The sequence below is a fragment of the Exiguobacterium sp. 8H genome (assembly GCF_902506255.1).
In the GTDB taxonomy this organism is placed as follows: Bacteria; Bacillota; Bacilli; order Exiguobacteriales; family Exiguobacteriaceae; genus Exiguobacterium; species Exiguobacterium profundum.
The window spans coordinates 992,116-1,010,774 of the sequence record NZ_LR733429.1; the positions used below are offsets into that span (position 1 = coordinate 992,116).

An 18,659-nucleotide genomic window follows, 5' to 3' on the forward strand; every position below is an offset into this window, starting at 1 on the left:
CGCTCCTTTTTATGTTGTTTCTACATATCCGATATATGGCAGATTCCGATATTGTTCCGCGTAATCGATCCCATACCCGATGACGAACTCATCAGGAATCTCGAATCCGACATAGTCTGCGTCCAACTGAACGAGTCGACGCGCCGGCTTGTCCAGAAGCGTACAAATTTTCAACTGTTTCGGTTGATGGAGCTCCATATGTTTACATAAGAATTTCAACGTCTGTCCCGTGTCGATGATGTCCTCGATAATGACAACATACTTTCCTTCCACATCTAAATCCAAGTCCTTTCGAAGCTGCACACTCCCACTCGAGACCGACTTTTTCCCATAAGAAGACGTCGCGACCGTATCGAGCTGAACGCTCCCTTTCATGTATCGCATCAAGTCTGCCGCAAAGACCATCGAGCCTTTTAATACGGCGACGATCACAATCGGTATCCCCTCTGCATCGTTCTCAATCTCTTCAGCCAATTCTTTCACACGTTTTTGAATCTGCTGTTCATCAAACAGTTTTCCTTTAATTTGAATCTCCATTTATCCGGCGAATGTTCGCCGTCACCCCCTATCTATTCAATCCACGATTCATCTTAACATAATGACGACTAAAAAATATACATTCTAAGATAAATATGAATGTTTCGTTCGTATTTTAGCGATATTGAGCAAAATAAAAAGCATCAATCGAGTTAGATTGATGCTTTTCACATATTATTCTTCTGAAGCTCGTTCTTGTTCCCGAAATTCTCTAAATTGATTCATGAGTTCAGGCTTATCTTCAAAAAATTCCACAAACTGTGTCATGCAGTCGAGCGTGTTCGAACTGAGATGGTGTTCGATACCCTCGACATCCTCGTACACATCTGCTTCATCTACTCCGATTAGACGTAAAAAAGACTCGAGCATCGCATGACGCTCGACCAATCGCTTCCCTACTTTTTGACCCTTTTTTGTAAGCATGAGACCACGATACTTTTCATACACAAGATATTCTTCACGGTCCAACTTTTGAACCATTTTGGTGACAGAGGAGGGATGGACCCCTAAATGTTCCGCAATATCAGATACACGCGCATAGCCTTTCTCTGACATCAATAAATAAATACGTTCTAAATAATCTTCCATACTCGGCGTCGGCATGGGCACGACCTCCCCTAATGTTCCGGTTTCCATTCCTTATTTTATCCTAATTAGAATGAAATCGAAAGGGAAAGCCCCGATTGATTGAGTCAATCATTGTCTCATGACCTTAATTTCATTATAATGAGATATGGTAACTTTGAAAGAGAAGGGAAGAACATCTATGGGACTCGAAACAATCCTCGTCATCCTCCTATGGGTTGCCTTGATCGCCTACATCGTATGGCGTTTCATGCCAGCTCGCGGGTTGAAAAAAATGAAACAAGAAGAATTCCGTGCCTCACTCCGTAAAGGTCAGTTGATTGACGTGCGTGAACCGAACGAATACAAAGGTGGACATATCGTTGGTGCCCGGAATATCCCGGTCGGCCAAATGAAACTACGCATGAAAGAACTGCGTAAAGATCAACCGATTTTAATTTACTGTCAAGGTAGTTCACGTTCAAACCAGGCGGCTAAACTCCTGATGAAGAACGGATACAACAATATCTACATGCTCGAAGGCGGCTTCAAGAACTGGAAGGGCAAGATTAAAAAAGCATAAAAAAACGGGCGGGTCGATACAATCATCGACTCGCCCTTTCTTTATTTTACAGATGACGCCTCACGACGCTCATATTTCAAGACCGGTTTACGGGCAGCGAGTGTCTCGTCCATCCGTTTAACGACCGTCGTATGAGGAGCAGTCTGAACGATTTCCGGATTCTCTTCCGCCTCTCTGGCAATTTGGAGCATCGCATCACAGAACGCATCGAGTGTTTCTTTTGATTCTGTCTCTGTCGGTTCCACCATGATACATTCCTCGACATTTAATGGGAAATAGATTGTCGGTGGGTGGTAACCGAAGTCAAGAAGGCGTTTAGCGATATCGAGTGTACGAACACCAAGGGCTTTTTGACGCTTCCCTGACAAGACAAATTCGTGTTTGCAATACGTATCATATGGCACGTCGAACGCATCTTTTAGTCGCGCAAACATATAGTTGGCGTTGAGGACCGCTTCACGGGATACCCGCGTCAATCCTTCTGCGCCCATTGTCTTGATATAGCTGTACGCTCGAACGTTGATCCCGAAGTTTCCATAGAATGGTTTGATTCGCCCGATTGAATGTGGTCGGTCGTAATCGAGACCATATCCATCATCTGTTTTCGTCACAATTGGAGTCGGTAAGAATGGAATCAAGTCACGCTTCACCCCGACTGGACCTGAGCCTGGACCTCCACCGCCGTGAGGCCCTGTGAACGTCTTATGCAAGTTCAAGTGGACGACGTCAAAGCCCATGTCCCCAGGACGTGCGATTCCAAGAATCGCGTTTGAGTTCGCGCCATCATAATACAGCTTCCCGCCAGCTTCATGAACGACTTTTGAGATTTCAAGGATATCCGCTTCAAATAGTCCAAGCGTATTCGGGTTTGTCAGCATGAGAGCAGCCGTATCCGCTCCAACTTTTGACTTCAAATCATCCAAATCGACGAGACCGCGCTCATCCGACTTGACGGTCACCGTCTCGAATCCAGCAACGACTGCGGACGCCGGGTTTGTCCCGTGCGCCGAATCTGGTACGAGTACTTTCGTACGAGCCGTATCCCCATTACGCTCATGGAACGCTTTAATCAACATAAGCCCCGTCCATTCCCCATGGGCACCTGCCGCTGGTTGGAGTGTGACTTCGTCCATCCCCGTGATTTCAGCGAGTTGCTCCTGTAAGTCCACCATGAGTTCGAGCGCACCTTGAATCGTCTCAACCGGTTGCAACGGGTGAATATGTGCAAATCCAGGAAGACGAGCCATATCTTCGTTCACTTTCGGATTATATTTCATCGTACACGAACCGAGCGGATAGAAGCCTGAATCGACCCCATGGTTTCGAGTAGACAGAGACGTGTAATGGCGAACGACATCAAGTTCAGACACTTCTGGAAGTTCCGCCGCCTCTTTCCGAATCATCGTAGCCGGTAACAACGTCTCAAGGTCAACCTCCGGGACAGTCGGTGTCGGCAAATTATATCCAGTTCGTCCTTCACGTGATACTTCAAAAATTAGCGTTTGCTCGTGTTGCATTATTTCATCCCCCCAACCACTTCGACAAACTGATCAATCTCTTCTTTCGTGCGCAATTCCGTCGCGCAAACCAACATTTGTGTCTGACGCTCCCCTTCATACGTACCAAGCGGTAGACCACCGATCATGCCGCGCTCGAGTAGATGGCGCGATACTTCTTCTGCATCACGTCCAAAATCCACGACGAACTCATTGAACATTGGTCCTTCGTCCACGATGTTGAATCCTGCAGCTTTTAACGCTTCTTTCATATAATGAGCGGTTTGAATATTCCGAACAGCCATATCACGAATTCCGTATTTCCCTAGAGCGGACATCGTGATTGAAGCAGCCAATGCATTAAGTGCTTGGTTTGAACAGATATTGGATGTCGCTTTATCACGGCGAATGTGCTGTTCCCGCGCCTGAAGCGTCAACACGAATCCGCGTTTGCCGTCCTCATCGACCGTTTGACCGACTAGTCGGCCCGGTAGTTTACGCATCAAAGATTTTTTGACCGCGAAGTATCCACATGACGGTCCACCAAAACTTTGCGGAATACCGAATGGCTGTGCATCTCCGACCGTGATGTCCGCACCGAGTGCTCCTGGTGACTCAAGAATCCCGAGGGCGAGCGGGTTGCTCGAAACGACGAATAGCGCGCCGGCTTCATGAGCCAATTCTGCTAATTTTTCTAAGTCTTCAATACGACCGTAGAAGTTTGGATATTGTACGACAAGACACGATGCATCCGTCAAATCGAGGTCAGATACATCCGTCACCCCGTTCTCCACATCTGTGTAATCAACGGATAGACCTGGTCCGTCAGCATACGTACGGATTACATCCTTTGCTTCAGGATGCACTGCACTGGAGACGACGACACGTTTTTTCTTCGTCTGCGCGCTCGCTAGGTAAGTCGCCTCAGCGAGAGCCGTGATCCCGTCGTACATCGAAGAGTTCGCGACGTCCATTCCTGTCAATTCACAAATCATTGTTTGGAATTCGAACATCGCCTGAAGTTCACCTTGTGAAATCTCAGGTTGATATGGCGTATACGCCGTATAGAATTCAGAACGCAAAAGCATGTGGTTCATCACACTCGGCGAAAGATGGTCATACATCCCTGCTCCAAGGAAGCTCGGGTATGATTTCGTATGTTTGTTTTTATCAGCTAACTTCGTCATATGACGAACGAGATCGACTTCCGGAAGCGGAGCCCCGATTGCCGCTAATGATGCTTGTTCGCGAAGTGTTTCTGGAATATCTGAAAGAAGCGCTTCGATTGAATCGACGCCGATTGTCTCTAACATGTCTCGTTCATCTTGTTCGGTCATCGGTAAATAACGAAATTCCATTCTGTTCATTCTGAATCCCCCTGTATCATTTCGTTCGTTTATAGAAAGGTGTCGGTACGCGTTCGGCTTCAATCTTTTTGCCACGGATGTCGATGACAAAACGCTCTTCATCTTTGTAACGTGCATCGACTCGTGCCCATGCGATTGATTCATTTACAGTCGGAGGCATCGTACCGGTCGTGACAACGCCGATTACATTCCCATCCAATTCGACTTGCGCCCCTTGACGGGCAATCCCACGACCTAACAATCTCAATCCAATCAATCGATTCGGAATGTTCTCTTTTTGAGTGACGAGTGCTTCCTTACCAACAAAGTCAGTATCTAGCTTGACGGCAAAGTTGAGATTCGCTTCGAATGGTGTGATCGACTCATCCAACTCATGACCGTAAAGCGGCAAGCACGCTTCGAAACGTAATGTATCGCGTGCGCCCAGCCCACATGGGGTAACACCCTCGGCTTCAAGCGCTTCCCAGATGGCAGAAATTGCTTCTGCTCGAGCATAAATCTCGAAGCCATCTTCCCCAGTATACCCACTTCTAGAAATGATCGATGGCACACCCGCCACGTCACCGTTCATGAATTTGAAGAACCCGATTTCGTCGAGTGCAACATTTGTGATGCTTTGAAGAACAGATTGTGCATTCGGTCCTTGAATCGCAATCTGACCATACTCATCAGATTCATTTGTCACAACCACGTCTCCCTTAACGTGTCGACGAATGTGCGCTTCATCCTTTTCAATATTTGAAGCATTGACGACGAGCCAATAAGCGTCTTCATCCAATCGATAGACAAGCAAATCGTCCACCACACCGCCGTCTTTTAGACAGAGAAGATTATACTGGGCTTGACCAACTTTAATCTTCGAGATATCATTCGTCACCAAGTTTTGAACTTGCTCAAGCGCGTCCGGCCCTTCGATTCGAATTTCTCCCATGTGAGATACATCAAACATCCCCACGTTTTGACGTACAGCCAAATGCTCTTCTTTAATCGAAGAGAACATAATCGGCATTTCAAATCCCGCAAAATCAACCATCTTCGCCTTCGGTTCGATTAATTCGAACAAAGGCGTACGTTTCAAAGTAACCTTTTCCATAATATCCCCCAATCCCGAACATAAAATGCTTTTGTTTTTGAAATCTTTCGTTTTCCATTCCACTTTAACAATTTTTATTCCTTCTGCATAGGTAAAAAGGTGAAAAAGAAAAAGGATGAAAAACGAAAACGTTTTCATCCTCATTATTTCATATTTTCGACTCGGTGGAAACGTCAGAACGTTCAATTCCAGCTGTCCGTTTGATTTCATGGGTTAGCTCAACGGCAGCTTGCTTTAATTCAATCGATTCATTCTTCGCATTGATCCCAAACTCTTTTATTTGAGTAACAGATCGATTGACCGCATCTACGTGTCCCTTGATTTCATTGACCTGTTGACCAATCACGTCTGCCCGAATTTTAAAACGTTCCGTCAGACGATTCAAACGACCAAATTCTGGTTTCATCTTGTTTTTGAACAAGAGATAACCGTATATCCCAAGTCCGATTAATGAAAATACGATGATGGCGAAATTAATCCAGATCATACTTTTTCCCCCTTTATACGGATGATTTGCTTGGCGATGTCTTCAGGCGGTTGAGATGCATCGATGGATACACTCGCTGTTCGATATAATCGATCGCGTCGTTGAAACAACGTCTGAACATCCTCCCGTCCTTTTTTAACAAGTGGTCGTGCAGAATCTTTGATTCGTTCCCAACACATGTCGAACGGAAGATTTAAATGGATCATCGTACCACGTTCTCGCATCCAACGTATATTTTCAGAGCGCTCCACCACTCCGCCACCTGTCAGGATATAGTCAGCAGTGACTTGTTGCAGTACTGTTGATTCAACATCACGAAACGCAGACTCACCAAAACGGTCAAAATATGTAGCGATATCCATTCCAGTCATGGACTCAATGACTAAATCAAGATCGATGACCTCCCCATATTCTTTTAGAAACGAGAATAAGGTAGATTTACCTGTACCCATAAACCCCACGATATAAAACGGGTTATCATTCATAAACCATCACCTCTTTATGCCGTTCGCCGGATGTTAACACAATGTCCACTTCAGAACGATTAGGTGCAATCGGACGACACGTCAGAGTTCCCGTCGGTTTATGCAACGTTAACGGTCGTTCAGCGCAACGCTCCTTCGCCAGTAACAAATGCGATTCAAAACGAATCGCTAAGATTTCCTCTGACAGTCGCCTCGTCGTTCGTTCCACATCAGTATACCAAAATAACGCGGCGCCGAGTAACCAAACAACAATGGTCAAGGTGATGACGAGAAAGAAGCCTGCTTCATGCACATGACATGCCGCTCTCTTCTGAACGATGAATCTTTCCATGAGATTCGAAATCCCTTTCCGACCGTTTCGACATGATACTGGTCGATTCCTCTTAAAAAGAGTAAGTTTCCTCCTCCATCTCCGACCATAACCAAATTGCCATTTACTTGTTTGATCGTCCATGACCATCGCTCCTCATCCGATTTGACGAAATCACCCCGTAACCGCCCTTCGTCAACACGACAGTTCTCGCTATCCATCAGACGGCGCACAATCAGTTGAGGTGTCGTATGATGATTCCATTTAGGCTGTTCATAAAGATGTTGACCGAGCGTGAGCAGTTCCACTAAAAGAAAAAGAAACATGGGAAGGATCAGCAAAACGAACGTCATTTCAATCATCGTAAAGCCTTTTTCATAATGTCGGCAGACAAAATCCTTTCTCACACACTTGCTCACGCCCTGTCGGTTCAGTGGCTTCAAGCAGAACCTCTCCTTGTAATCGTTCATAGATGAACAGCGTATCACTCAACCGTTGGATTCGTTCGTTCCCCTGCATGACAAATGATGTCAGAATGAAAATCCACCCCATGACCACCGCAAGACTGACACTTAGCTCCCATAATGAGAAACCCGATTCATCCACTTTCACGAATAATCACCTCCGGTTCATAAGTCCCGATTCGAAATTTGAGCGTCACCGATGTCTTTCCACTGACGAATTTCCACTGTCCCGCATAAGAAGCTGTCGCTTGTGAAAAGGTCAAAGTGTTGTACGTCGGAAGATATACATCCACACCATCAGGAACATCAACCTCCCTGACTACCTCTCGCCCACACACAATCAGATAAGTTTGTTGTTTCGAAATCCAAATCAATCGTGGTACACAATCTCCCTCTTCTGAAATATAGGGAAATTGCCCAGCTTCTTGAATATTTGCTACCAATGAGTCCGTAAAATTGTAGAGCTCCATTCGTTCGAACGGTCTCGTACTCGGTGCACTGATCAATAGTAAGAACGACAGCACGACAAGTACCCAAGTCATTTCGACCAAGGTGTAGCCTTTCATTGTTTTTTTAAGGAGCCGTCAGTCGGTGAATACGTATAGGCGGAGGATTGACAACTATAAACGAGTGGGTCTGCAGCCGACGCACGCTTAATCACTTCTAACGTTTCAGGATAGGCTTTATGTTCCGCATAATGCAAATTGATTTCAGATTCAACGATTCGAACACTACCTTCGCAACTCACTTGATCAGCACGAGATTTCCCGTCCGACAAAGAAGGGACAAGTAACAAGAGAAGAACTGATATAATGAGTAATACTGCCGCCATCTCAACTAATGTGAACCCACGCTCTTCCTTCATTTCATCTTTCTCCTTTCACAATTGAGCCATAATGAGTTTGACCGGTAAATAGAGTGTGTAAAAAAGAACACCAACCATGACACTGAGGATGCCGTATAAAGACGGTTCAATTTTCTCAATCAAACCCCGACTATATTGCTCCATCTCTTCGAATACTAGATCTCGATGAAGAGACATCAATTTACCAAGTTCCCCACTCATCGAACCCACACCTAATAGACTCACAACCTCATGATCGATAAACGGTTCACACCTTGTCGCCGCTTCAATTCCTTCACCTTCAGACATGCGATGGTGAATTCGCTTGGCCATCTCTGCCATTTCCCCCTCTTCCTCAGCTAGCCGACTCATAATCTGCCTAATATTTGTTTCAGTATGTTGGAGCAAGGATAATTCACTGACAAATACATAGGTCATATAGAGTGTTTTCCCACGTCTCCATACGTAAAAAGGGAGCTCTCCTCCTCGACGATGAAATCCATATATGAGAACCGCGATTACCACGAATATAGAAAACAACATAGGAAAGAACCAATTCGACAATAGAATCGACTCTATGCCGTCATGCGACGAGACATCAACCATCCCCATTAATTTTGGGAAAATGTATAAGGCATAAATCATGCCTAATGCAAGTAGGATGAAAAAGATAATCAACGGATAGCGAATTAGCCTCCGCAACTCCTGCTTTAATCGTTGTCGCATCTCGAGTACCATTGCAACTTGCGACAATCCATCCATGAATCGTCCGTTGCGATCCGCCGTATGTAAAATCTCTTGCATTTGCCGATTCGTGATCAAGATGGAAAATACTTCAGACAAACTCACGCCCGCTTCTAGACGTACCCTCATCTCTCGAATACAGTCTTTCATTTTTCCCTTCTCATGAAGTTCAAGCGTCTCCATGGTCACCTTCAATGACACACCTCGTGATTGTAGACGAAGAAAACGATGAATCATTCGAATCGATGGGATTATCGGAACGTTGACCATTCGCAAGTCACCTCCTGATTTCGAGTCAGTACACACCAATGTCTTTCCACGGTCGCCATACCAAGAAGTTGTGTCAGCCGCTTTTCTCCATCTTGAATCGATGCGGTATGAAAGGTTGTAATCGTCAAATGACCACTGAGCGCGGCATCGTATGCGACCATCAATTCTTCATCTGTCCGCACCTCACCAATCACGATAATATCCGGGTCGGCACGAAGCGTCTCTTTCAACAAGTGTCGATGGCTAAGCCCAGCTTTAGCATTCACTTCCAACTGAATGACACCATCGACCATTTGTTCAGGAGGGTTTTCAATCGTCACAATCCGCTCATGCTTCAGCTGATTTAAAAGGGCATACAGTACCGTCGTCTTGCCCGCTCCGGTAGAACCCCCTATAAAGAAAAGACCATGATGTGATGCCACCACTTTCTGAAATCGTTCTACATCGTGTGATCGTAACAGATGCTGGAGTTCAAACGTGTCATGGGGAATGCGCCAAGACATTGACGTCTGGGCGAACGACGGGAGAAAGGTCACCCGGATGACATCCTGATTCAATTCATAGACACCTGATTGTGGAATACGTTGATTAGATTCAGGTAGTGAACACCAATATCGCATATGAAGTGTAAGTCGATCATACAGCTCGACATCCATCGATTGAAGTGCAGCAAGCTTACTAGCAGAGCGAACTTGAACCTTTACTTGGTTTGCATCGGGTATAAAATGAAGATCACTCGCACCGATTTGACGTGCTCCATCTAGTAAATCTTCAATGAGTTCCTTCATCTCGTTCACCTCGAGACAAGCATAAAAAAAAGCCCACTATGTTGAAAGTGGACTTGTTTTATGAAACTTGAACCGCTGCAGTGTTGTGGCGACGAGCATATGTTTCGATTGAAACCTTGTCATATCCGACAATCACTTCTTTTCCATCAGTTAAGATCGGACGCTTCAAAAGCTTTGGATTTTCGCTCATCAACTTAAGAAGCTCACTTAATTTCAAATCCTCCACGTCAACATCGAGTTGCTTGAAGGCCTGGCTTCGCGTCGCAAGGAGAGAGTCGACTCCTTCCTCACTAATAGCAAGGAGCTGCAACAATTCGTCAACTGTTGGTGCATCTCTGAAAATGTGACGCTCACTCACTTGAAGTTCTTGTTCTTGTAAAAACGCTTTCGTCTTCCGACAAGAAGTACAGCTTGGATACGTGTAAAACATTAGTTCTGATGCCATTTTTATGTTCCTCCCTCATTCAACTTTCACTTCGCTCATTTTGTATAAGTTGATTATACATCTCTATACCCCGTTTGTACATGTTTTGTGCAACTTTTTTATAAATTTTGTACAACTTTATTTACCGAAATGATTTCACATATTTTTCACGATTATTTTGCTCAATTATCACGTTTCCATAGCATTTTTTCGAATGTGTTGGTAAAATAGTGAATGAGAATGGAATAATGCACGTATGGGGGGATTAACATGGCAAGAATGTTTCGTGTCCTAGGCTTTTGGACTGGACTAGTAGCGGCACTTGCTTTCGTAGGCGCACTAGGCGGCGACCAAAGTAGTAGTGAACATACTGGCGACTTTATCGTTATGGGACTTGTCTTCTTAGCACAAACGATTTTCTTCGTCGCTCTTGGTTACTTAAAACTAACTGAAAAAACGTATGTATATGTCTTCGGCGCGTATTTGACAATTTTCTTCGTTGTCTTTACGTATTGGAGCAACTTCCAAATGTAAAAAAAGATTGTCTCGCCGGAGACAATCTTTTTTTATGTGAAGAACGGATTTGTCCGCTTTTCTTCTTCTAGCGTCGTCATAGGACCGTGCCCCGAGTATAACGTCGTCTCATCGGAAAGGAGCTGCTTCATCCGATCGATGGACCCCATTAATGTCGACTGGTCTCCACCGAACAGGTCTGTCCGTCCGACGGATTGCTTAAAGATCAAGTCACCACAAAAGGCGATTCTTTCATCATCCATATACAATACGACACTCCCTGGGGAATGACCCGGCGTATGATAGATTCGAAATACGATGTTCCCAATTTCTAATACATCACCTTCGTAGATTTTTTCTGCCGGTTTCATCGATGGTATCGGCAAGTTGAACGCAGAAGCGCCATTCTTTTCTCCATCTGTCAGCCAATCCGCTTCTAAGCGGTGTACATAGACTGGCACCTGGTAACGTTCACGCAGCGCATCGATTCCTCCGATATGATCGAAATGTGCATGAGTCAACAAGATTGCTGAAAGTGTACCGAAACGTTCGATTGCATCGAAGAACCTCGGGTCATCCGTTCCGGGGTCAATGACGACGACAGTGCCGTCTTTTTCAATCACATAGCCGTTCTCTTGTGCCAAGCCAGACGTAATCTTTTTGATTTGCATAGGATTCATCCCCTTCTTATTCAAAACAATATTGTGGCAAAATTGTTTCGATGTCAACCTTTGCTCGACAGCGACTCTATAATCGGATAAAATAATAATGATATTTCAGTGAAATTTTTATGAATTTCATGACGTATAATTAAAGGGGGAACTCGTCATGCATTTGTATGAACCGTTCGGATGGATTTCCGTCATCGTCGCAATTGTGGCTATTTGGGGAATGCTTCGTTCATTCCAAAAACGCCAATTCTTTCCGCTCGTTTTTGCAGGTTTAACTGTACTCGTATTCGGATTCTTTGGTGTCGCCACGTTGATCTACGGTGGAATTCCAGGTTAATGATTCGCATATGCAATCATCAAGCGACTTCGGTCGCTTTTTTTATGCCTTTTTTTACGTTCATTCCCTCTGTTACATTAAAACGGACCAAATCACTATGTGACTTGGTCCGTACTCATTATTCTTCAGTTTGTTCTTTGAAACGGAGTAAGTCGGAGTAAATCAAATCATCGTTCATTTGCAAGATTTTTTCCGCTTCTTCCGTCATCGGACCACATAACGACGTATCTTCGACTACTTCACCAGAAGTCGCGTTATAACATGTCGACTGTGTCCAAACATATTCATCCGTCACGACCGTTCCGTCGCGGAAAATCGCGCGGCTGTTTCGATTTTCAGAGAATAAGTCGTTTCCGAATCCAATCGTATCTGACGTGTCGATTCCGAGTAAGTGCAGGATGGTCGGCTTCATGTCTACATGACTACCGATCGTTTCATGAACTTCCCCTTCTTTCTGGTCAGGCAAGTGAATGGCAAACGGAACTTGTTGCAATTTCGCCACGTCGAATGGTGTCAACTCATCTTTCCCAAGTAGCTCTGCCATCGCACTGTTGTGGTTCGTCGAAATACCATAATGGTCACCGTAGACGACAAAGATTGTATCTTCCCACATTCCATTCTCTTTCAACTGGTCGATGAAGAGACCGAGTGCGTAATCCTGATAAGCTAGTGCTTGCGGGAAGTTGTTCAACGTAGTTGAGCTCGTCTCAAATTTTGGTACAAGCTCATAGTCTTCACTTGGCATCGTGTACGGGAAGTGGTTCGTCAATGTGATGAACTTCGCGTAGTATGGTTCAGGCAATTCTTGAAGCATTGGAATGGATTGCTCGAAGAAGCTATCATCTAAGAGACCCCATTCTGTCATATCTTCAGGATTCCCGAGGTCATAACTCTTTTCATCAAAGAATTGATCGACCCCAATATTTTTGTACATTTGATCGCGGTTCCAGAACGATTTGTTATTCGCATGGAACACGGCTGAGTAATAATTTTCGTCCTTGACCAACTCAGGGAGCGCTTGATATTCGTTATCGGCGTTCGTAAAGTATACAGCACCACGCGGGAGTCCATATAGTGAGTTATCGAGTGCGAACTCAGCATCAGAAGTCTTCCCTTGACCGACCGTATGGTAGTAGTTCGGCCAGTAGTGAGACTCTTCAATCAGCTTGTTCAAGTTCGGCGTGATGTACTCTCCATTCGGCGCCTTCATATTGTGAGTGAAATTCTGCGCCGATTCGAATGAAACCACGATGACATTTTTCCCTTTATATTTTCCGAATAAATCCGGATTCGGTGCCGCATAGTTTTGACGGGTGAACTGCTCAATCGTTGCGAGCTCTGATTCATCCGCCATCGCTTTTTGAGCCGATGTTTTTGTCTGAAGCATCGCATCATACACATGGAAGTTAAATGTTCCGATGTTTTTCACTAACAGTTCACGGTCAAATGAACGAGTCAATAATTCAGGTCGTTCCGTTTCGGCCAACGAAAGGTTGAACAAGAAGACAGAGACCGCTACAACGAACGTGACGAGCGCACGTCGATGTGAAGCCGTATTCTCTTTCAAGTTCATTCGCCATAAGATAAACGGAAGGATAAACACATCACCAAGGATGATTAAATCTTTCCATTCAAGAAGCGAAGTGAATGATGTCGATAACGTCTCCATGTTCGATGGTTGCATGATGACAGGCATTGTCAAATAGTCCGTGAATTCCCGATAATACACGGCGTCCGCAAACAAGATAAACGATGCAATCGCGTAGAGCGTGTAGAGCACCCATTTTTGTTTGTTTCCTTTAAAGAAGAAATGGAAGGCAAACAAGAATAGTGTCGAACTGATCGGGCTAATCAGTAAGATAAAAGCTTGTGCGGTGTTTTCAATCGGAATGTTGAAGAAAAATTGATAGACGATATACGTCTTCGTCCAAAGCAATAACGTAAAAATCCAAAATAGACGATATTCTTGAAACGAAGCGCGGACCGTGTCGTTCAGTCTCGTCGATAGCTTCGAAAAGCGTTGAGATGAATTCATCTGACGGTCTCCTCCTCTTTTCAGTTTTCGGCATGTTTTAGTTGCCATTCTTTTTTATATTTGTTCATTCATTGTACAATTCGGATTGAATAGTACACGTCCAGTATCAAGTCCAAATCTTACCCCTTTTTTAATAAAAAATCAACTGTGACGTTACAAATTTTACAATATCCCATACCCTTTCCCACAAAAAAACACGCCTGCAATGTGCAGACGCGTCCGTTTCATACCCGTGTCGGAAGGAAGTGTTTCCGTGCCAGCCACGCACATCCAATCACACCGGCATCGTTTTCAAGTTCAGCGATTTTGAATGTTGTCGACTCGTAAACGCGCTCGAGCGCAAACCGTTTGAACTGTGCATCAAGCGGATCCAATAACGCGTCGCCAGCTTTTGAGACACCTCCACCGATGACAATCATTTTCGGGTTGAGCGTGTTCGCGATGTTCGAGATGGTCAAGCCGAGGTATTCAGTCATCTCTTCAATGACTTCTGTGGCGATTGAGTCACCGGCTTTATATGCTTCAAACACGTCACGTGCTGTCACTTCTTTCAACTCGTTTAATGAAGTATCTTGATTCTTACGCTTCTGTAATGCCAGACGTGAGATGCCGGTCGCCGAAGCAATCGTCTCGATACACCCGAGGCGCCCACAACCACACTTCACAGCTTTCGACTCGTCTCGTTCCACGGTAATATGCCCGATTTCTCCAGCCATTCCTGCCGTCCCATGAACGATATTCCCGTTCGTGATCACGCCACCACCGACACCTGTACCGAGCGTGATCGCCAATAATTCTGAAGCCCCTTCGCCCGCGCCCTTCCACATCTCACCAAGGGCCGCGGCGTTCGCATCATTTTCGAGCACGGCCGGAAGACCGACTGCTTTTTCGAACTCACTCACGAGAGCAAAATCTTTCCACCCGATGTTCGGAGAATATTCGACAACTCCTTCTGAGAAGTTGACGAAGCCTGGTGCCCCGATTCCCGCACCCGCAAAGTCTTCTTTCTTCTTACCTGATGTTTGTAAGTATGTTTCAAAAGAAGCTGCGATGTCTTTTGGAATATGTACACCATTCTCTCGAATATCCGTTTTGACTTCCCACTTATCCGAAATGATGCCGTTCATGTCTAAAACAGCCATCTTCACCGTCGTACCACCGATGTCGATACCTAATAACCATTTCATACCGTTCACTCCTCATCTCAACTAAATCGCTTTCATTGAATAGTGTACACTATTATCCCCTTAGTGCAACCCTTTGCACTAAGGGGATTTCTGTCAATCTGTTGAATTTTTTAATTCGTGGGTCAAAATGATTTTGGCCGTATCATACACACGTTGTTCGATGATGCCCCCTTCATACAATTCGTCGAGTTCCATCATCATGAGTGAGATTTCAGCATCCCGTTCTCCGATATAAATAATGGTACCGAACGATTTTAAAAACTGTTGGACATCATAAAAGTTTTTCATGCTTCTTCCTCCATCGTCGATTGTACATAACGATTTAACAATTCTCGTGTTGCTTCCATTGATGACACATGCGTTCGCTCATAACTATGGCTCGATTCGATTCCTGGCCCAACCAAAGCATGTCGCACATCATACCCTGCTCGAATCGCTGCCGAAGCATCTGAACCATAATACGGGTAAATATCTACCTTATATGCGATCTCATGAGTTTTACACAACGACGTGAACTTCCGTCGTAATCCGATATCATACGGTCCGGACGAATCCTTGGCACAAATCGAGACTGTATACTCATCCGAATGCTGTCCATCCCCAAGCGCGCCCATATCAACGGCAATGTATTCTACGACGTCTTCCGGGATACCCGCGTTTCCTCCAAATCCGACCTCTTCATAATTCGAAATCAAGAAATGAACGGTATGCGGTAAGTCATAACGGACCAAGTCTTTCGCAAGGTCCAATAGAATGGCGACAGAAGCCTTATCATCCAAGTGACGTGATTTCACGTATCCTGAAGATGTCACTCGAAAGCGAGGATCGAATGAAACGAAGTCTCCGATTTCAATCCCTAGTTCTGTCACGTCTTCACGAGAATGTACTTTTGCATCCAATCGGACTTCGATGTTTGATGCAGATCGCTCCGCTGAGTTCGTGTCTTTATAGACGTGAACACTCGACTGATGAATCAAGATTGTGCCTTCAATCGCCTCTCCTTCTTCTCGGTGGACGAGGCAGTTCTCTCCTTCAATCGCCGTCCATGCATATCCTCCTACTTGAGTCAAACGGAGACGCCCGCTCGGTAAGATGTCTTTGACCATCGCACCAAGAGTGTCCACGTGTGCCGTCAACAGACGTGCCTTGCCAGAGCGACCTGAAAACGTGGCCAGTAGTGCCCCTTTATGTAGACGTGACGTCTTGACACCCAGTGCATTCAATTCTTGCTCAGCGAAACGGATGGCCTCTTCCGTCATACCGGAAGGACTCGGGATGTTAACGAGTGTTTTTAATGTTTCAATCATTGAATTCTCCCCTTACCAAAATCCGTACCCGACGAATAGTCCAAACAGCGAGATGGTGAGTACGGAATATAAGATTCGTTGTACGCGGTTCTTCTCATCCGGCAGCCCGACGACTCCAGAAACGACAAAACCACCAATCAGACCACCCGCATGTGCGAAATGATCAAGACCTGCACCTAATACAAAGGCAAGTCCTACATTTAATCCTAACATAATAAAGAGCGGAGGTCCGAGCGTCTTCATGAAGAGAGAACGATCACGTAACCCAAAATATAAGAGCGCACCGACCAAACCAAATAGCGCTCCTGAAGCGCCTGCTGATATCGATTCGCTGAATGCAAACGATGCGGATGTCGCTAATATTCCACTTAGCAGATAGATGATTAAAAATCGTATGGAGCCATACATCCGTTCAACGAGCGGACCGAGCGACCAGAGTGCAAACATATTAATCGCAAAGTGGAACCAACCAATATGCAGGAACATCGGTGTAATCAAACGCCACCATTCCCCTTGTTCAATCAACGGGTTCACTTTGGCCCCGAATGCGATTAACGTGTTTGGATCAAGAGTCGAACCGACCGATTCTGCTAACCACATGACTAAAAAAGTGATGAACAGTAGCCCATACACCACTTGTGGTTTCCCAAAGGAAAATCGTTTCTTCAGCTCCGCTTTCTTTTTTCGGTCGAGGGAGACCGCTAGCATTCGGAACCGGTCCTCTTCCATAGTCGGTGTCCAAATCGAACGAGACAATGTCACTTTCGCAGGGATTTGGAACGTCAACGAGTCCACACGCTCTTCATCCACAAGACGCTCGCCATAGACATGAATGGTCAATCGCTTCCGCCCGATACGAGATAAGCGAAATGCGTTCAAAATCGCGTCTATATCCGTCCCAACATGATTCGCCCATGCTTTTTCAGTCTGAATGAACAAATCATACCGATCACCTGCTTTCGTATCGAACAAGATGACCGCACGGGAGGGTTCGAGTATGCCTTCAATTCGCCCACCGTTTTCGACCTTTCGATATATATCTTCCCAAAAACAAGTTGTCGCCAACGAAACCCCTCCTCTCTCTCAATTCTATTGTAAATCACGAGACGACAGACGACCAAACGATGATTCGTTCTATATGTACAAAAACCCGTAACCATATGGCTACGGGTTTCAAAAGGATGGAGATTACAAGACAGGTTCCATCGTTTTCATGAGTACGTTCGCAGAATGTTGCATTTTCTCATGCTCTTCTTGTGACAACTCAATCTCAACGACTTCACGAACGCCTTGACGGTTGATAATCGCTGGTACACCGATATGGATATCGTGCAATCCATACTCACCATCAAGATGGGCACCGACTGTCAACAACGTATTCTCGTTACGAAGGACAGCCTTGACCAACCGAAGGAGACCGAGTCCAATCGCATAGTACGTCGCACCTTTACGTTCAATGATATGATATGCTGCGTCACGAACGTTGACATAAATGTCTTCAAGGTCTTCCCAACTATACTCATCATGCTCTTCAAGTAGTTGCTCGACCGATTTTCCATATATACGAGCGTTGCTCCAGGCAGCAAACTCAGTATCACCATGCTCACCCATAATGTAGGCGTGACAGTTACGCGGGTCGACGTTGAAATAGTCTCCGAGCATGTAACGCAAGCGAGACGTATCAAGCACTGTTCCTGAACCAAAGACACGATGTTTCGGAAGACCAGAATATTTCCATGCGAGATGTGTCATGATGTCGACCGGGTTTGAAGCAATAATGATAATTCCGTCAAAACCAGAGTCCATGATGTCTGAAATCATAGATTTCATAATCTTCGCATTTTTTTCAACGAGATCAAGACGTGTTTCACCTGGACGCTGTGGTGCGCCAGCCGTGATGACTACGATGTCAGCGACGCCACAATCCGAATAGTCCCCTGCCCAGACGCGCATTGGTGATGAAGCGAATGAAACCCCATGGTTCAAGTCCATCGCTTCTCCTTCTGCCTTGGCTTTATTAATATCGATGATGACAAGTTCTTCACATAGACTAGCTGTCGTCAACTGGTAAGCAAAACTCGCACCTACTGCCCCTGCCCCTACAAGTGCGACTCGTGTTACTTTAGCATGATTTAATGTTTCCATAATGATTC

The 18,659-nt window shown here is 45.3% G+C and carries 25 protein-coding genes; 3 read left to right on the top strand and 22 right to left on the bottom strand.

Annotation, left to right across the window (positions count from 1 at the left end):
- Positions 1-9 precede the first annotated feature (9 nt).
- Both hpt and mntR read right to left on the bottom strand, forming a co-directional pair.
- Positions 10-537 carry a hypoxanthine phosphoribosyltransferase gene (gene hpt / locus GVY43_RS05085; protein ID WP_159562466.1) on the bottom strand — a complete coding sequence of 176 codons (528 nt, stop codon included), beginning with the start codon at positions 535-537 and terminating at the stop codon, positions 10-12.
- A gap of 174 nt (positions 538-711) precedes the next feature.
- Positions 712-1,140, bottom strand: coding sequence for a transcriptional regulator MntR (mntR, locus tag GVY43_RS05090; RefSeq protein WP_159562467.1), 429 nt, complete (start codon positions 1,138-1,140; stop codon positions 712-714).
- 163 nt (positions 1,141-1,303) lie between these two features.
- Between mntR and GVY43_RS05095 the strand changes: the two genes are divergently transcribed.
- Positions 1,304-1,684: a rhodanese-like domain-containing protein gene (locus tag GVY43_RS05095; protein ID WP_012726584.1), complete on the top strand. Its 381-nt coding sequence runs from the start codon at positions 1,304-1,306 to the stop codon at positions 1,682-1,684.
- Positions 1,685-1,725: 41 nt separating this feature from the next.
- Here the strand turns inward: GVY43_RS05095 and gcvPB are convergent, their stop codons facing one another.
- The 13 genes from gcvPB to GVY43_RS05160 all read right to left on the bottom strand — a co-directional run bounded on the left by gcvPB (position 1,726) and on the right by GVY43_RS05160 (position 10,477).
- A complete protein-coding gene (gene gcvPB / locus GVY43_RS05100; protein WP_196430853.1) occupies positions 1,726-3,201 on the bottom strand; it encodes an aminomethyl-transferring glycine dehydrogenase subunit GcvPB in 1,476 nt (491 codons plus the stop codon).
- Complete coding sequence (gene gcvPA / locus GVY43_RS05105; RefSeq protein WP_159563647.1) at positions 3,201-4,538, bottom strand: aminomethyl-transferring glycine dehydrogenase subunit GcvPA; 1,338 nt, start codon at positions 4,536-4,538, stop codon at positions 3,201-3,203. The genes gcvPB and gcvPA overlap by 1 nt, the downstream gene beginning before the upstream one ends.
- Before the next feature lie 25 nt (positions 4,539-4,563).
- Positions 4,564-5,640 (bottom strand): glycine cleavage system aminomethyltransferase GcvT, encoded by a 1,077-nt coding sequence (gene gcvT, locus GVY43_RS05110; protein WP_074037908.1) that lies wholly within the window; start codon positions 5,638-5,640, stop codon positions 4,564-4,566.
- 148 nt (positions 5,641-5,788) lie between these two features.
- Positions 5,789-6,127, bottom strand: coding sequence for a hypothetical protein (locus GVY43_RS05115; RefSeq protein WP_074036691.1), 339 nt, complete (start codon positions 6,125-6,127; stop codon positions 5,789-5,791).
- Positions 6,124-6,612, bottom strand: coding sequence for a shikimate kinase (locus GVY43_RS05120; protein WP_031423319.1), 489 nt, complete (start codon positions 6,610-6,612; stop codon positions 6,124-6,126). Before GVY43_RS05120 ends, GVY43_RS05115 begins: the two co-directional genes overlap by 4 nt.
- Positions 6,605-6,904 (bottom strand): hypothetical protein, encoded by a 300-nt coding sequence (locus GVY43_RS05125; protein WP_159562468.1) that lies wholly within the window; start codon positions 6,902-6,904, stop codon positions 6,605-6,607. The genes GVY43_RS05120 and GVY43_RS05125 overlap by 8 nt, the downstream gene beginning before the upstream one ends.
- A complete protein-coding gene (locus GVY43_RS05130; protein ID WP_074036689.1) occupies positions 6,868-7,284 on the bottom strand; it encodes a hypothetical protein in 417 nt (138 codons plus the stop codon). Before GVY43_RS05130 ends, GVY43_RS05125 begins: the two co-directional genes overlap by 37 nt.
- 13 nt (positions 7,285-7,297) lie before the next feature.
- Positions 7,298-7,534, bottom strand: a complete 237-nt coding sequence (locus GVY43_RS05135) for a hypothetical protein (RefSeq protein ID WP_074036688.1) — start codon at positions 7,532-7,534, stop codon at positions 7,298-7,300.
- Positions 7,521-7,928, bottom strand: coding sequence for a prepilin-type cleavage/methylation domain-containing protein (locus GVY43_RS05140; RefSeq protein WP_236548985.1), 408 nt, complete (start codon positions 7,926-7,928; stop codon positions 7,521-7,523). Before GVY43_RS05140 ends, GVY43_RS05135 begins: the two co-directional genes overlap by 14 nt.
- A 20-nt stretch (positions 7,929-7,948) precedes the next feature.
- A complete protein-coding gene (locus tag GVY43_RS05145; RefSeq protein ID WP_074036684.1) occupies positions 7,949-8,251 on the bottom strand; it encodes a prepilin-type N-terminal cleavage/methylation domain-containing protein in 303 nt (100 codons plus the stop codon).
- Positions 8,252-8,266: 15 nt separating this feature from the next.
- Positions 8,267-9,244 carry a type II secretion system F family protein gene (locus GVY43_RS05150; RefSeq protein ID WP_159562470.1) on the bottom strand — a complete coding sequence of 326 codons (978 nt, stop codon included), beginning with the start codon at positions 9,242-9,244 and terminating at the stop codon, positions 8,267-8,269.
- Entirely contained in the window at positions 9,226-10,032 is an 807-nt protein-coding gene (locus GVY43_RS05155; protein WP_074036680.1) for an ATPase, T2SS/T4P/T4SS family, read from the bottom strand. The genes GVY43_RS05150 and GVY43_RS05155 overlap by 19 nt, the downstream gene beginning before the upstream one ends.
- Before the next feature lie 58 nt (positions 10,033-10,090).
- A complete protein-coding gene (locus tag GVY43_RS05160; protein WP_012726596.1) occupies positions 10,091-10,477 on the bottom strand; it encodes a Spx/MgsR family RNA polymerase-binding regulatory protein in 387 nt (128 codons plus the stop codon).
- A gap of 249 nt (positions 10,478-10,726) precedes the next feature.
- Here GVY43_RS05160 and GVY43_RS05165 point away from each other — a divergent pair, with 249 nt between their 5' ends.
- A complete protein-coding gene (locus GVY43_RS05165; protein WP_012726597.1) occupies positions 10,727-10,990 on the top strand; it encodes a DUF2626 domain-containing protein in 264 nt (87 codons plus the stop codon).
- Positions 10,991-11,022: 32 nt separating this feature from the next.
- Here the strand turns inward: GVY43_RS05165 and GVY43_RS05170 are convergent, their stop codons facing one another.
- Positions 11,023-11,640 carry an MBL fold metallo-hydrolase gene (locus GVY43_RS05170; RefSeq protein WP_159562471.1) on the bottom strand — a complete coding sequence of 206 codons (618 nt, stop codon included), beginning with the start codon at positions 11,638-11,640 and terminating at the stop codon, positions 11,023-11,025.
- Between the two features lie 157 nt (positions 11,641-11,797).
- Here GVY43_RS05170 and GVY43_RS05175 point away from each other — a divergent pair, with 157 nt between their 5' ends.
- Positions 11,798-11,977, top strand: a complete 180-nt coding sequence (locus tag GVY43_RS05175; RefSeq protein WP_012726599.1) for a DUF2759 domain-containing protein — start codon at positions 11,798-11,800, stop codon at positions 11,975-11,977.
- A 118-nt stretch (positions 11,978-12,095) separates the two neighbouring features.
- Here GVY43_RS05175 and GVY43_RS05180 read toward each other — a convergent pair whose 3' ends face one another.
- From GVY43_RS05180 to GVY43_RS05205, 6 genes are all read right to left on the bottom strand, one after another.
- Entirely contained in the window at positions 12,096-14,012 is a 1,917-nt protein-coding gene (locus GVY43_RS05180) for an LTA synthase family protein (RefSeq protein ID WP_159562472.1), read from the bottom strand.
- Between the two features lie 224 nt (positions 14,013-14,236).
- Complete coding sequence (locus tag GVY43_RS05185) at positions 14,237-15,199, bottom strand: ROK family glucokinase (protein WP_159562473.1); 963 nt, start codon at positions 15,197-15,199, stop codon at positions 14,237-14,239.
- A 93-nt stretch (positions 15,200-15,292) separates the two neighbouring features.
- Positions 15,293-15,487 (bottom strand): YqgQ family protein, encoded by a 195-nt coding sequence (locus tag GVY43_RS05190; RefSeq protein WP_012726602.1) that lies wholly within the window; start codon positions 15,485-15,487, stop codon positions 15,293-15,295.
- Positions 15,484-16,506, bottom strand: a complete 1,023-nt coding sequence (locus tag GVY43_RS05195; protein WP_074036670.1) for a M42 family metallopeptidase — start codon at positions 16,504-16,506, stop codon at positions 15,484-15,486. The genes GVY43_RS05190 and GVY43_RS05195 overlap by 4 nt, the downstream gene beginning before the upstream one ends.
- 12 nt (positions 16,507-16,518) lie before the next feature.
- Complete coding sequence (locus GVY43_RS05200; RefSeq protein WP_159562474.1) at positions 16,519-17,571, bottom strand: rhomboid family intramembrane serine protease; 1,053 nt, start codon at positions 17,569-17,571, stop codon at positions 16,519-16,521.
- Positions 17,572-17,694: 123 nt separating this feature from the next.
- The gene (locus GVY43_RS05205; RefSeq protein ID WP_012726605.1) at positions 17,695-18,651 is read right to left on the bottom strand and encodes an L-lactate dehydrogenase; all 957 of its coding nucleotides are present in this window, start codon (positions 18,649-18,651) and stop codon (positions 17,695-17,697) included.
- Positions 18,652-18,659: the final 8 nt, after the last annotated feature.